13 protein-coding genes are annotated in these 13,161 nt (G+C 71.2%); 4 read left to right on the top strand and 9 right to left on the bottom strand.

Features of this window, described 5'->3' with window-relative positions; translation table 11 throughout:
- Positions 1 to 55: 55 nt before the first annotated feature.
- Positions 56 to 469, bottom strand: coding sequence for a hypothetical protein (locus E7Y32_RS09635; protein ID WP_261382399.1), 414 nt, complete (start codon positions 467 to 469; stop codon positions 56 to 58).
- Positions 470 to 525: 56 nt separating this feature from the next.
- On the opposite strand from E7Y32_RS09635, the gene E7Y32_RS09630 reads away from it, so the two are divergent.
- Positions 526 to 1,785 (top strand): class I SAM-dependent methyltransferase, encoded by a 1,260-nt coding sequence (locus E7Y32_RS09630; RefSeq protein ID WP_146336917.1) that lies wholly within the window; start codon positions 526 to 528, stop codon positions 1,783 to 1,785.
- On the opposite strand, the gene E7Y32_RS09625 is transcribed toward E7Y32_RS09630, so the two are convergent.
- Positions 1,769 to 2,569, bottom strand: a complete 801-nt coding sequence (locus E7Y32_RS09625; RefSeq protein ID WP_146338459.1) for a shikimate 5-dehydrogenase — start codon at positions 2,567 to 2,569, stop codon at positions 1,769 to 1,771. The two genes, E7Y32_RS09630 and E7Y32_RS09625, sit on opposite strands and share 17 nt — an antisense overlap.
- 341 nt (positions 2,570 to 2,910) lie before the next feature.
- On the opposite strand from E7Y32_RS09625, the gene E7Y32_RS09620 reads away from it, so the two are divergent.
- The gene (locus E7Y32_RS09620; protein WP_146336916.1) at positions 2,911 to 4,062 is read left to right on the top strand and encodes a glutamate--cysteine ligase; all 1,152 of its coding nucleotides are present in this window, start codon (positions 2,911 to 2,913) and stop codon (positions 4,060 to 4,062) included.
- A gap of 24 nt (positions 4,063 to 4,086) precedes the next feature.
- On the opposite strand, the gene tsaD is transcribed toward E7Y32_RS09620, so the two are convergent.
- The 6 genes from tsaD to E7Y32_RS09590 all read right to left on the bottom strand — a co-directional run bounded on the left by tsaD (position 4,087) and on the right by E7Y32_RS09590 (position 9,708).
- A complete protein-coding gene (tsaD, locus tag E7Y32_RS09615) occupies positions 4,087 to 5,199 on the bottom strand; it encodes a tRNA (adenosine(37)-N6)-threonylcarbamoyltransferase complex transferase subunit TsaD (protein ID WP_146336915.1) in 1,113 nt (370 codons plus the stop codon).
- Positions 5,196 to 5,648, bottom strand: coding sequence for a ribosomal protein S18-alanine N-acetyltransferase (gene rimI, locus E7Y32_RS09610; RefSeq protein ID WP_146338455.1), 453 nt, complete (start codon positions 5,646 to 5,648; stop codon positions 5,196 to 5,198). The genes tsaD and rimI overlap by 4 nt, the downstream gene beginning before the upstream one ends.
- A 71-nt stretch (positions 5,649 to 5,719) precedes the next feature.
- Positions 5,720 to 6,391: a tRNA (adenosine(37)-N6)-threonylcarbamoyltransferase complex dimerization subunit type 1 TsaB gene (gene tsaB, locus E7Y32_RS09605; RefSeq protein ID WP_146336914.1), complete on the bottom strand. Its 672-nt coding sequence runs from the start codon at positions 6,389 to 6,391 to the stop codon at positions 5,720 to 5,722.
- Positions 6,392 to 6,394: 3 nt separating this feature from the next.
- The gene (tsaE, locus tag E7Y32_RS09600) at positions 6,395 to 7,042 is read right to left on the bottom strand and encodes a tRNA (adenosine(37)-N6)-threonylcarbamoyltransferase complex ATPase subunit type 1 TsaE (protein ID WP_146336913.1); all 648 of its coding nucleotides are present in this window, start codon (positions 7,040 to 7,042) and stop codon (positions 6,395 to 6,397) included.
- Positions 7,039 to 8,262, bottom strand: coding sequence for an alanine racemase (gene alr / locus E7Y32_RS09595; protein ID WP_146336912.1), 1,224 nt, complete (start codon positions 8,260 to 8,262; stop codon positions 7,039 to 7,041). The genes tsaE and alr overlap by 4 nt, the downstream gene beginning before the upstream one ends.
- 354 nt (positions 8,263 to 8,616) lie before the next feature.
- Positions 8,617 to 9,708: a carbohydrate kinase family protein gene (locus E7Y32_RS09590; RefSeq protein ID WP_146336911.1), complete on the bottom strand. Its 1,092-nt coding sequence runs from the start codon at positions 9,706 to 9,708 to the stop codon at positions 8,617 to 8,619.
- An 82-nt stretch (positions 9,709 to 9,790) separates the two neighbouring features.
- Between E7Y32_RS09590 and E7Y32_RS09585 the strand changes: the two genes are divergently transcribed.
- Positions 9,791 to 11,197 carry a 6-phospho-beta-glucosidase gene (locus tag E7Y32_RS09585; protein WP_146336910.1) on the top strand — a complete coding sequence of 469 codons (1,407 nt, stop codon included), beginning with the start codon at positions 9,791 to 9,793 and terminating at the stop codon, positions 11,195 to 11,197.
- A 17-nt stretch (positions 11,198 to 11,214) separates the two neighbouring features.
- On the opposite strand, the gene E7Y32_RS09580 is transcribed toward E7Y32_RS09585, so the two are convergent.
- Positions 11,215 to 11,751 (bottom strand): GNAT family N-acetyltransferase, encoded by a 537-nt coding sequence (locus E7Y32_RS09580; RefSeq protein WP_146336909.1) that lies wholly within the window; start codon positions 11,749 to 11,751, stop codon positions 11,215 to 11,217.
- A 98-nt stretch (positions 11,752 to 11,849) separates the two neighbouring features.
- On the opposite strand from E7Y32_RS09580, the gene mshA reads away from it, so the two are divergent.
- The gene (gene mshA / locus E7Y32_RS09575; protein ID WP_146336908.1) at positions 11,850 to 13,115 is read left to right on the top strand and encodes a D-inositol-3-phosphate glycosyltransferase; all 1,266 of its coding nucleotides are present in this window, start codon (positions 11,850 to 11,852) and stop codon (positions 13,113 to 13,115) included.
- The last annotated feature ends 46 nt before the right edge of the window (positions 13,116 to 13,161 follow it).

Below are 13,161 nucleotides of genomic sequence, written 5' to 3'. Positions count from 1 at the left end.
TGCTGGCGGCGAAGGACGGGCATGCCCGGGGGCCACGTCCGGCGCCGCCGGCCGGCTACTGGCCCGCGAGGTCCTCGTAGTCCCAGTCCTGGCCGTCGTCGTCCTCGTCGATAAGCGGGGAGGTGTTCCGTTCGCGGTAGAGCACAAAGCCGCCTGCGAGCGCGGCCACCGCGCCCAGGACGAGGAAGATGATGCCGCCCACCTTGGCGGCGGCGTAGGTGTCGCGGATGGCCCGCGCCTCGTCGGTGGCGTCGGTGACGTTCTTGCCGCCAACGGAGTACACGGTGGCGTTGAAGGAATCGAGGACGAAAATGATGACCAGCAGCGCCACGCAGATGACCGCCACCACACTGCCCGCAATCAGCGCGGGCCGGGCGAAGCGGACCAGTCCGCTCCGGCCCGGATTCGTCCCGTCGCCTTGCTCCCGGGTGCCTGCCGCGCCGAAGTCTTCTGTGTCCCTGTCGTCCATGCCGTCCAGCCTATCGGTCGCGCCGGGCGTTCCCCGCCTGAACTACGCTTGATGGCATGGCTGAGACTACGCAGGACCAGATCGCCCCGCTCCTGAATCCGGAGGGCTGGGAACTGCTGGCGTCTCTTGGCCCGTACCGCGAGGAAGAGGCCTTCCGGCTCAACGCCTCGCTCCGGAAAGTCGGCCATTCTCCCGAGCTGGTCTCGGCGGCACTCACGCAGTCCCGGCTGCGGACCAAGGCGGAGGCCAAGTTCGGCGAATTCGCCCGGCAGATGATCTTCACCCGGGCCGGTCTGGAGCAGGCCACCCGGCTCAACGTCGCGGCGCGGCATGCGCAGCGGTTCGCCGCCGCCGGGATTTCCCACGTGGCGGACCTGGGCTGCGGGCTGGGGGCGGATGCGATGGCACTGGCCTCCCTGGACATCACGGTCACCGCGGTGGAGCTCGATGAAACCACGGCCGCCTGCGCCACCATGAACCTGATCCCGTTCCGGAACGCCACCGTGGTCCACGCCGACGCGGCCGCCGTGCCGCTCGACGGGATCGACGGCGTCTGGCTCGATCCGGCCCGCCGCACCACGTCCAGCTCCGGGACGAAGCGACTCTGGGACCCGGAGGACTTCTCCCCGCCCTTGTCCTTTGTGGAGTCACTCGCCGCGTCCGGCCGGGCCGTCGGCGTAAAGATGGGCCCGGGCATGCCGCACGCCTCGGTACCCGCGGGCTGCGAAGCGCAGTGGGTCTCGGTGGGCGGCGACGTCACGGAGGTGGCCCTCTGGTTCAACGCGGTCCGCCGGCCCGGAATCCGCCGCGCCGCCCTGGTCCTGGGTCCGCAGGGCGCAGCGGAGCTCACCAGCACGGAGGAGTTCGACGCCGGACCGGCCGCCCCGGTGGGGGCCGTGGAGGGCTACCTCTACGAGCCGGACGGCGCCGTGATCCGCGCCGGCCTGGTGGCCGACGTCGCGCTCCAGCTGGGCGGGCATCTGCTGGACGAACACATCGCCTACATCTGCGCGCCGGAACTGCGCGAGACGCCCTTCGCCCGCGCGTACAAAGTCCTCGAGGTGATGCCGTTCAACGTGAAGGCGCTCAAGGCCTGGGTCAAGGCCAACGGCGTCGGCGTCCTGGATATCAAAAAACGCGGCACCTCGGTGACCCCGGAGGAACTGCGCAAACAGCTGCTCCCGGGCGGCAGGAGCGCCAAGAACTCGGCCACCAAGACGGCCACCCTGGTCCTCACCAGGATCGGCGAGGAGCGGGTGGCCATTTCGGTGGAGCCGGTCCAGGTCCCGGCAGCCGGGGCTACTGGGCCCGCATAAACTCCTCGGCGGCCCGGACCTGTTCGTCGCTGGGCCGGATGCCGGTGTAGAGCACAAACTGTTCCAGGGCCTGGATCGTGGCCACCTCGGCGCCCGTGATCACCTGCTTGCCCGCGGCGCGGGCGGCCTTCACCAGCGGTGTTTCGGCCGGCAGCGCGACGACGTCGAACACCACCTTCGCGGCGTCGATCGCCTCCTGCGGGAAGGGCAGGGCCTCCGCGTCGGGGCCGCCCGCCATGCCGATCGGGGTCACGTTGATCAACAGCTCGGCAGTGCCTGACAGGTCCAGGCCGGACCGCCACTCGAACCCGTAGAGCGCCGCGAGCGCCCGGCCGGCCTCCTCGTTGCGGGCAACCAGGGTGACGTTCCGGAAGCCAGCGTCGCGCAGCGCCGCGGCGGTGGCCTTCGCCATCCCGCCGGCGCCCAGCAGCCACACGGAGTAGTCCGTGGGGACGGCGTTGCGCGCCAGCAGCTGCTCGATTGCCGTGTAGTCGGTGTTGTAGGCCGTGAGCGTGCCGCCGTCGTTGACGATCGTGTTGACCGAATCGATGGCCTTCGCCGACGGGTCCATGACGTCCACCAAGGCGATGACATCTTCCTTGTACGGCATGGACACCGCACAGCCGCGGATACCGAGGCCGCGCACCCCGGCGATCGCCTGGGCCAGGTCGGTGGGGGCGAAGGCCTTGTAGATCCAGTTCAGGCCCAGCTGTTCATACAGGTGGTTGTGGAAGCGGGTCCCGTTGTTGCTCGGCCGGGCCGAGAGCGAGATGCACAGGGTCATGTCTTTATTCAGGATGGGCACAGCACCATTAAACGCCAGGCGCAGGCTCACCGGCGGCGCCCGCTCCCCGCGGCCAGGGGCATCGAGGGCGACCGCCGCATCCGCGGCCGCCGGGGCCCCGCTGTAGCCGACCGTCACGGCAAGCCCCGTCAGGAGCGCCAGGGCCGCCGGCAACAGGCTTCGGCTGTGAAAACTCTCACGTACCAGCTGTACCTTGGCCACCGGCTCGATGCGACCCCTGCACTAGACTTGGAGCACCGTTGCCTTGCCACAGCATGCCGCCGCGGGCAGCCATACGGCGGGCGACAAAACAGCAGGCAATACAACAGCGAAGGGACCACATGAAGATTGATTTCGCTTCATCCAGGCAATCAACTCTTGGTGTGGAATGGGAGCTCGCGCTCGTCGATGCCGAAACGGGCGAGCTGGCTTCGGTGGCCGGCGAGGTGCTCCGCGGGGTGGCCGACCGTCACCCCGAGCTGAACGAGGATGACGAACATCCCCATATCAAACAGGAACTGCTGCTCAACACGGTGGAACTGGTCACCGGCATCTGCACCACCGTGGCCGAAGCCAAGGCGGATCTGGACAGCTCCCTCGCCGCGCTGCGCGAGGTCACGGACCCGATGGGTGTGGAGGTCTTCTGCGCCGGCAGCCACCCTTTCAGCCCGCCGCAGCTGCAGCCCGTCACGGACAAGGAGCGGTATGCCAAGCTGATCGACCGCACCCAGTGGTGGGGCCGCCAGATGGTCATCTACGGGGTGCACGTCCATGTGGGCCTGGACCGCCGCGACAAGGTGCTTCCGGTGCTGGACGGCCTGGTCAATTACTTCCCGCACTTCCAGGCGCTGTCCGCCTCCAGCCCGTTCTGGGGCGGCGAGGACACCGGCTACGCCTCCCAGCGCGCTCTGATGTTCCAGCAGCTGCCGACGGCGGGGCTGCCGTTCCAGTTCGCCAGCTGGGAAGAATACGAGTCGTACGTCCAGGACATGTTCACCACCGGCGTCATCGACACCCTCTCCGAGATCCGCTGGGACATCCGTCCGGTGCCCAACCTCGGCACCATCGAGATGCGGATCTGCGACGGCCTGGCCACACTGGAGGAGGTCGGCGCGATCGCCGCCCTGACGCAGTGCCTCGTGGACGAGTTCTCCACCACCCTGGACAACGGCGGCAGCATCCCGACCATGCCGCCCTGGCACGTCCAGGAGAACAAGTGGCGTGCGGCCAGGTACGGTCTGGACGCGATCATCATCCTCGACGCCGACGGCAACGAACAGCTCGTCACCGACCACCTGCGCGAAACGCTCACCCGGCTGGAACCGGTGGCCGCGAAGCTCGGCTGCAGCACCGAACTGGCCGACGTGGAAAAGATCATCCGGCGCGGCGCCGGTTACCAGCGCCAACGCCGCGTGGCCGCCGAGCACGGCGGTGACCTGCGCGCCGTCGTCCTGGACCTGGTCAAGCAGATGCGCAAGGGCCCCGAAGCCTAGTTTCCGGTCGCCGCGTCCCTGTTCCTAGGCGGACACGGAGGTCACCGGCATCGAGGAGTCCGGCGCGAAGCCGATCCCACTCGGCGCGGTGCCGGCCATCACCAGCTGCGCGCCGAGCGCGGCGACCATGGCCCCGTTGTCCGTGCACAGCGCCAGCGGCGGGACCGTCAGCCGGATTCCGGCCACCCTGCAGCGCTGCTCCGTGAGCTGGCGCAGCCGCGAGTTCGCGGCCACTCCCCCGCCCAGCAGCAGCTCGGTGATGCCGTTTTCGCGGCAGGCGAGCACCGCCTTGGAAGTGATCACGTCCACCACGGCCTCCTGGAAGGCTGCGGCGATGTCCGCGACCGGCACCTCCTCACCGCGGGCCTCGAACTGCTCGACACAGCGGGCGACGGCGGTCTTAAGACCGCTGAAGGACCAGTCGTAGCGGTGCGGTCCCGGTTCCTCCGCGGTGCCCATGTACTTGGGCTGGGTGAGGCCGCGCGGGAACCGGATGGCCTTGGCGTTGCCGGTGCGCGCCAGCTTGTCGATCGCCGGGCCCCCCGGGTAGCCCAACCCCAGCAGCCGGGCCACCTTGTCGTAGGCCTCGCCGGCGGCGTCGTCGATGGTGGAGCCGAGCAGTTCGACGTCGTCCGTGATGCTGCGGATCCTGAGGATCTCGGTGTGCCCGCCGGAAACCAGGAGCGCGCCAAGGTTCTCCGGCAGCGCATTCCCGCCGGCAAAGATGCCCGGGGCGCCGTCGCCCGGCTCGAGCAGGCCGACGCCGACGTGCGCCACCAAGTGATTGATCGCGTAGAGCGGTTTGCCGGTGGCGACCGCGAGCGCCTTGGCCGCGCAGACACCCACCATGAGCGCCCCGGCAAGCCCCGGGCCGGAGGTGACAGCGATCGCGTCGATGTCCGCCAAGGTTACGTCGGCCGCGGCGAGGGCTTCCCGGAGGGTGGGGACAAACGCGTCGAGATGGGCGCGCGAGGCGATCTCGGGGATGACCCCGCCGAAGCGGACGTGTTCGTCCATGGAGGAGGAGACCGTGTTGGCCAGCAGCCGGGTGCCGCGGACAATGCCGACGCCGGTCTCGTCGCAGGACGATTCGATTCCCAGCACGAGCGGCTGGGAGCTGCGCGGGAGGTGGTTCATGCTCGGTCCGTTTCGCTCGGAGGGGTGTGCAGCTGCAGGCGCATGATCAGCGCGTCGACGCCGTCACGGTAGTAGCGCGGGCGGACGTGGATCTGCTCGAAGCCGAAGCGCCGGTAGAGCTGCTGGGCGCGGGGGTTGTCGGCGCGCACCTCCAGCAGCACATCCGCGGCATGCCGGCGCCGGCTTTCACCGATCAGCTCGGTCAGCAGGGCAGAGCCGATGCCGCGGCCCTCCTGTTCGGGCACGACGGCGATGGTCTGGACGTCGGCGATGGGTTCAATGCACATCAGCCCGGCGTAGCCCACGATCTCGCTGTTGGCCTCCGCGACGAGATAACGCCGGGTGTCCGTCTGCGCCAGTTCGTCAACGAACATCTGCAGGGGCCAGGCGTCGACCGGGAACAGCCGGCGCTCCAGGGCATGCACGGCAGGAATGTCCGCGGGAACCATGGGCCGGAGCTTCACGCCGGACGGGCCCTGCGGCGCGTCCTGCGGCGCTTCCGGGGGTGCTTCCGGGGCGGTCACAGCGCGCGCTTCCGCGGCCCGGGGACTTGCGCGTCCGATTCGCGCAGGTACAGCGGGGTGCTGTCCAGCAGCTGCTCCCCCGCCGCGAGGCGGGCAAGGGCAAACTGGCCCAGCGAAAGCGCCTCGGGCTGCCGCCCGGAGAATTCCGGGACCGCATTCAGGACATCCGCGTACAGGCCGGCGCCGGCGCCGTACACGGGAAGGTCCGGCAGGTCTGCGGCGAATCCCACATGGGGCCCGTCCAGCAGCCGCGGCAGCTGGCCGGCGGCCTGGGCGTAGCGGGCCCAGTACACCTCCTTGCGCCGCGCGTCGGTGGCCACGATGAACTCGGCCGGGGCCTGGGTCGACTCGGCCACCTCCAGCGCAACGGCGTCCAGGCTCATCAGCCCGTACAGCGGTTTGTCCCAGACGAAGGCCAGGCTGCGGGCGGTGACGATGCCGGAGCGCAGGCCCGTGAACGGTCCCGGCCCAACCCCGGTGACGATCGCGTCGACGTCGGCGCCGCGAAGGCCCGCGCCGGCGAGCAGCTGCTCAATTCCGGGGGCCAGCACTTCGGCGTGGCTGCGGGTGTCCGCGGTGGCGAAGCTCCCGACGACGGACTCCAGCGAATCGTCGGAGACGAGCGCGGCGCTGGCAACGGCCGAGGTATCGATGGCGAGGATAAGCATCAGTCAGTCCGTTTCCGGGGTCGCGGGCGGGGACGGGAAGGCCGCGAGGGCTGCCGGCGGTTCGGCCCAGCGCGGGCCGAAGCCGCGGAACACCACGGTCCGGGGCTCGTCGGCGTCGTCGGTGTCAAAGTCCAGCACGGCGCCGGCGGGCTGGGATCCGGGGGTCTGCGTGGCGTTCTGCGCGCCGGGCGGGGTGCCGCCGAGCGCGGTGTCGCCGGGCGGGGTGCCGCCGAGCTGGCGGTGCAGCTCCACCTCGAGCCGGCTCTCGCTCAGGTGTTCCACCCGGCCGCGGCCCCATTCCACCACGGTCACGGAGCTGTCCAGGGTGTTCTCCAGGTCGATGTCGTCGATTTCGGAGGCCGATTCCAGCCGGTACGCGTCAACGTGCACCAGGTCCGGTCCGCCGGGGCGCGGCCCGTCCGGCCGGTTGGGATGGATCCGGACCAGCACGAAGGTGGGCGAGATGATCCCCGCGCGGACGCCGAGTCCCTCGCCGAGGCCCTGCGTGAAGGTGGTTTTGCCGGCGCCGAGCTCGCCGGTGAGGACCAGCAGGTCCCCCGCCTGCAGCCCGTCGCCGAGGGCGGCCGCGAGGGCGTGCGTCTGCTCGGCGGTCCCGACGGTGAGGGTCCGCTCCCAGGCCGCTTCGCTCACCGTCCTGCCCCGGCGTCGGGCGCGGGCTCTTCGTTGATGTACCGGCGCGGCACCCGAGGGCTGATCCGGGTGACGATTTCGTAGTTGTTCGTGCCGGCCGCCCGGGCCCAGTCCTCGGCAGTCGGGCCGCCGTCGGCGCCGTCGCCGAACAGCACGGCCTCCGCGCCGAGCAGTGTGGGTCCACCGGCGGAGACGTGCAGCGGACCGAGGTCGATCACCATCTGGTCCATGGCGATGCGGCCCACCACGGGGTAGGTCCGCCCTGCCACCCGGATGGGGCCGCCGGTAGCGACCCGCGGGACGCCGTCGGCGTAGCCCAGCGGGACCAGGCCGAGGGTGCTGTTGCCGGCGGTGCGGTAGTTCAGCCCGTAGGAGACGCCCTGGCCGGCGGGCACGTCCTTGCAGTGCGCGACGACGGTGCGCACGGACATCGCCGGGCGCAGGCCGACTTCCGCGGAGTTTTGCCCTTCGAACGGTGAGAGCCCGTAGACGCCTAGGCCCACGCGGACCAGGTCGAAGTGCGTGTCCGGCCGGGACAGCGTCGCCGGGGTGTTGGCGAGGTGGCGGACCTCCGGGTCGACGCCGGCGTCCTGCGCCATCGCCAGCACCTCGCGGAAGGCGGCCAGCTGCTCGTCGGTTTCGGGGCGGTCGGGTTCGTCGGCGACGGCCAGGTGGGAGAAGATCCCCACAACGCGCAGCAGCCCCTGGTCCTGGTACTCCATCGCTTCGCCCAGCAGCGTGTCCCAGGATTCCAGGGTGGCCCCGTTGCGGCCGAGTCCGGTGTCGACTTTCAAGTGGATCCGGGCCGGGCGTTCCTGCTCGCGGGCGGCGGCGACGATCCGGCCGAGCTCCCAGCCGGAGCAGCCGATGTCGATGCCGGCGGCCACGGCGGCGGCGAAGTTGCTTTCGGGGGTGTGCAGCCAGGCCAGCAGGGGGGCCTCGATGCCGGCGGCGCGCAGGGCCAGCGCCTCGGAAATGTGGGCAACGCCCAGCCAGCTGGCCCCGGCGCTGAGGGCGGCGCGGGCGACGGGGATGGCGCCGTGGCCGTAGGCGTCGGCCTTGACGACCGCCATCACCTTGGCCGGCGATGCCACGGCCGCCAGCCGCCGGACGTTGTGCCGGATGGCCTCGAGGTCGATCACGGCCGACCGTTCCTCGCCATGGCCCGGACCGGCTTCCGCCAGGGGCCGGAAATCACCTGTTGCTGCTGGGTATATCACTTTACGATTCTACGGGTGGCGGCAGATGCTGCTGAATTCCGCACCCGCCCTGCACCTCCGGACATGCCCATCCCCCACCAACGGACATGCCCATCCCCGGCAGCCAGCAGTGGACACATCAGGAATATGTCCACGCCACGAACCAAGCAACGGGCATGCCCATCGCCACAGGAAACCCGCCCCACACCCCACCAACGGACATGCCCATCCCCCACCAACGGACATGCCCATCCCCGGCAGCCAGCAGTGGACACATCAGGAATATGTCCACTCCTCAAACCAAGCAACGGGCATGTCCATCCGAACCGGGACGCCCGCAAGCGCAGTCCCAACCCACACCCCAGCAAACCCCGGCTACGCGTCGGAAAGGTGCGCGATGGTCGCCGTCGCCCGCCGCTGCGCCTCGGGGGGCACGTTGCGCACAATCTCTTCAAGGAAACGGTAGCGGCGCAGCCACTGGCTGCCCTGGCGTTCCTTGCGGGCGTTGGCGCGCTGCCACCAGTCGGCGAGGTCGCCCCAGCCGGGGGCGGCAAGCGAGCCGCCGACGTGCTGCACGGCCAGGGCCGCGCACAGGTTGGCGAAGCGGAGCCGGTCCCCCAGCGGCCAGCCGGCCAGGCAGCCGACAATAAACGCGGCCCCGAAGCAGTCCCCGGCGCCGGTGGGGTCGAAGGCGGGGACCGGCAGCGACGGCACCCACTCCTCTTCGCCGGTCTCGGAATCCACCGCCATGGACCCCTGCGGGCCCAGGGTCACCACGGCCACCGGGACCTTGTCCGCGAGCGTGTAGAGCGCGGCCCAGGGGTTGTCTTTGCCGGTGAAGGCCATGGCCTCCTGCTGGTTGGGCATAAAGGCGTGGAAGTACCGCAGGTTGTCCAGCCGCGCCTGCGCCCAGGTGCCGGTGGGGTCCCAGCCGACGTCGCCGAAGAGCCGCACGCCGGCCCGGTGCGCGTCGACGGCCCACGGTTCCAGTTCCTCGCCCAGCTCGGCGACGGCGGCGAGCGCCGGCGGCGGACAGCCGATCAGTTCGGTGGAGGTGATGGGGGCCGGGTGGCCGTGGGTGACCATGGAGCGGTCCTTCTCGACGCTCAGCGACACGGTGACCGGCGAATGCCAGCCGGGCACGCGCCGGGAGAGTGAGAGGTCCACGTGTTCCTGCCGGTCCAGGATCTTCCAGTTGTAGTCGCCGTAGCCGTCGTCGCCGAACGCGGCGGCGAGCCCGGTCCGCAGCCCCAGCCGGGCCGCGGCGATGGCCTGGTTCGCCACCCCGCCGGGACAGCTGCCCATCCCCTCGCTCCAGATTTCGGTGCCGGGCCGGGGCGCGTGCGGGAGGCCGGTGAAAATGATGTCCTGGAACACGGTGCCCGTCAGGAGCAGGTCGAAGCCCCCCTCCGCCGGGGTCCGGACGGCGGCGAGCGGGTCGAAGCGCGGCGCTGGAATCGCGTCCATACACGGCACACTACGCCGTCCCCGCGGCCCGCGGTAGACGGCGCTCGGGGCTCTCCGGCGCCCCGCAGAATAGACTGCAGGCATGCGGCTCATGATTGCCGGCGGCGGCGGATTCCGGGTGCCGCTGCTGTACCGGGCGCTCTCCGCCGGGCCGTTCGCCGGCCTGGTCGGGGAGCTGGTGCTGCACGACGTCGACGCCGGCCGGCTCGCCGCCGTCGAGGCCGTGCTGGCCGCCATGCCGCACCCGCCGGGCCGGGCAGGCGGCCCGCGCATCCGGACCACCACCGCCCTGGCGGAAGCACTGACGGGCGCGGACATGGTGTTCGCCGCGATCCGGCCCGGCGGCACGGCCGGACGCACCGTCGACGAGCGGGTGGCACAGGACCTGGGGCTGCTGGGGCAGGAAACGACCGGGGCCGGCGGCATCTCCTACGCCCTGCGCACCATCCCGCCGATGCTCCAGCTGGCCCGGGCAATGCGGCGCCTCTGCCCCTCGGCCTGGCTGGTGAACTTCACGAACCCGGCGGGCATGGTGACCGAGGCGCTGGTCCCGGCGCTCGGCGCCCGGGTGGTGGGGATCTGCGATTCGGCCGGCGGCCTGGTGCACCGTGCCGCCCGCGCCGCCGGAGTCGCGCTCCCGGCAGGCCGGCTCGACGGCGCGGGGTACTACGGGCTCAACCACCTGGGCTGGCTCTACAAGCTGGAGGCCGGCGGCACGGACGCCCTGCCCGGCCTGCTCGCCGATGCCGGGGCGCTGGCCGGTTTCGAGGAGGGCCGCCTCTTTCCCCAGCCCTTCCTGGCACAGCTGGGCTGCCTGCCGAACGAGTACCTGTTCTACTACTACGAGACCGCCCGGGCCGTGGCCGCCATGCAGGCCGCCGCGCAGACCCGCGGGGAGTCCATCCACGCCCAGCAGGCCGAGCTCTATCCGCTGCTCGCCTCCGCCGGCCCGGACGCGTACCGGCTCTGGGATGCCGCGCGCCGGTCCCGCGAGGAGGGCTACCTGGCTGAGGCCCGGGGGGCCGGGGAGCACCGGGACGAGGACGACCTGGCGGGGGGCGGCTACGAACGTGTTGCGCTGGCGGCGATGCGGGCGCTGTCCGGCGGCGGCGAGGCCGAGCTGGTGCTCAATACCCGCAACGCGGTGCCGGCGCCGGGCGGGGCGCCGGGCGCGGCGGTGCCGGGGCTGCCGGTGGACGCCGTCGTCGAGATCCCCTGCCGCGTGGGCCCGGACGGCGTGGTCCCGATCCCCCAGGACCGGCCCGCCGAGGCGCAACTGGCGCTAATGCGGCGTGTCAAGGAGGTCGAACGGCTCGTGGTCAGGGCCACCGCCCCGGAACCAGCTTCCGGCGGCGGGGGCCGGCGGGAGGCCGCCCTGGCGGCGTTCGCCCGGCACCCCCTGGTCGATTCGGAGGAGCTCGCGGCCCGGCTGCTCGCCGGCTACGAGGCGGCGTTCCCGGACCTCGCCGTACTGTGGGGCACAACGTAGCTGTGGGCTACGGGGTCCTAGAGCCTGCGGTACATCACGTGCAGGCCCACGTAGCCCAGGCGCGGGTGGTTGAAGGCCTCCGGGACGGTGCCGATGATCTCGAAGCCCATGCCCTGCCAGGCGGCGACGGCACGGACGTTGCTTTCCACCACGGCGTTGAACTGCATGGCGCGGAACCCGGCGGCCCGGGCCGCGCGCAGCGAGTAGTCGCACAGCGCGCGGGCAACGCCCTGACCGCCGTACCCGTCGCGGACCATGTAGCCGGCGTTGGCAACGTGGCTGCCGCCGCCGTCCTGGTTCGGGTGCAGTTCGCCGGTGCCGAGCACAACTCCGTCGGACCCGCCCGTTCCGACGGCCGCGAACGTCTGGCCGGGGGCCGTTTTGAACCACTTGGCGCGGGCCTGGGCTTCGGTGGTGTCGCGGTCCCAGGTGAAGGTCTCCCCCGCCCGGATCACCGGCTCCAGGATCTCCCAGATGGCGGGCCAGTCCTGCGCGGTGGCTTTACGGATCTCCCAGGGGGACGGGGCCGGCCGGGTTTCTGCGGTTGCGCTCACAGCCGCCACGTTAGCAGCACCCTGGCGGCGGCGGACCGGTCCGCGGTTCAGGAGTAGTGTTTTACCGAATCCACGTAGCGCGAAGGGAGGGAAGCAGCATGCCGTTGGTCCGCCGCGTCGCCTTCCTCTCCCTGCACACCTCGCCGATGGAACAGCCTGGCTCTGGGGACGCCGGGGGCATGAACGTGTACGTCCGCGCCCTGGCCGCGGCCCTGGCGGAGACCGGCGTCGAGGTGGAGATCTTCACCCGGTCCACCGCGGCCGGCCAGGCCGCCGTCGAGCACCCCTCCCCCGGGGTCTGCGTCCACAATGTGCTCGCCGGTCCGCCGCGGAAGCTGCCCAAGGAGGAACTGCCGGCGCTGCTGCACAGCATGGTTGCCGAAATCGACCGGATCAAGCAGCTGCAGCCGCACGGCCGTTACGACGTCATCCACTCCCACTACTGGGTCTCCGGGGTGGCGGGGCTGGAGCTGTCAGAGCTGTGGGGGGTGCCGCTGGTGCACACCATGCACACCATGGCGAAGGTCAAGAACCTGCTGCTGGAGTCCGGCGAACAGCCGGAGCCGCGCCGTCGCGAGGAGGGCGAACACCGGATTGTCGACGGCGCCGCCCGGCTGATCGCCAACACCGGCACCGAGGCCGCCGAGCTGGTCTCGCATTACGACGCCGACCCCGACCGCATCGATGTCGCGCCGCCGGGCGTGGACCTCTCCGTGTTTACGCCCGCCTTCCGGAGCCGCGCCCGCAGCCAGCACGGTGTCCCGCCCGGGCGGTTCCACCTGCTGTTCGCCGGGCGGATCCAGCGGCTCAAGGGCCCGCAGATCCTGATCAAGGCCGCCGCGCTGCTGCGCGCCCGCCGCCCGGACATCGACCTGCAGCTCACCATCCTGGGCGCGGTGAGCGGGGCCAAGGATTTCGACCTCAAGGCCCTGATCACCGCCGCGGGCATGGACGACGTCGTCACGCACCACCCGCCGGTCAACGCACCCACGTTGGCCGGCTGGTACCGTTCGGCCGACGTCGTGGTGATGCCCTCCTACAGCGAGTCCTTTGGCCTCGTGGCCCTGGAAGCCCAGGCCTGCGGCACCCCCGTGGTGGCCACGAAGGTCGGCGGGCTCTCGCGCGCGATTTTCGACGGCCGGACCGGACTGCTGGTGGAGGGCCACAAGGCCGCGGACTGGGCCGACGCTCTCGAGGCCCTGCACGACGACCCGGCCACCCGGGAGGACATGGGCCGCGCGGCTTCCGTGCATGCCCAGGGCTTCGGCTGGCAGCGCACCGCCGCGATCACGCTGGAAAGCTACCAGGCCGCCCTGGTCCAGTATTTTGGAACACGAAGCATCCCGGTGGGCCACACGCCCTGACCGGGAGCCAGACCGGGCCAACCGCCGGCACCACCTGACGGAACGC

The sequence above is a fragment of the Arthrobacter sp. UKPF54-2 genome, from assembly GCF_007858535.1.
Classification (GTDB): domain Bacteria; phylum Actinomycetota; class Actinomycetes; order Actinomycetales; family Micrococcaceae; genus Arthrobacter.
Note: the sequence above shows the minus strand (reverse complement) of the source record. Positions and strands in the feature narration are given on the sequence as shown.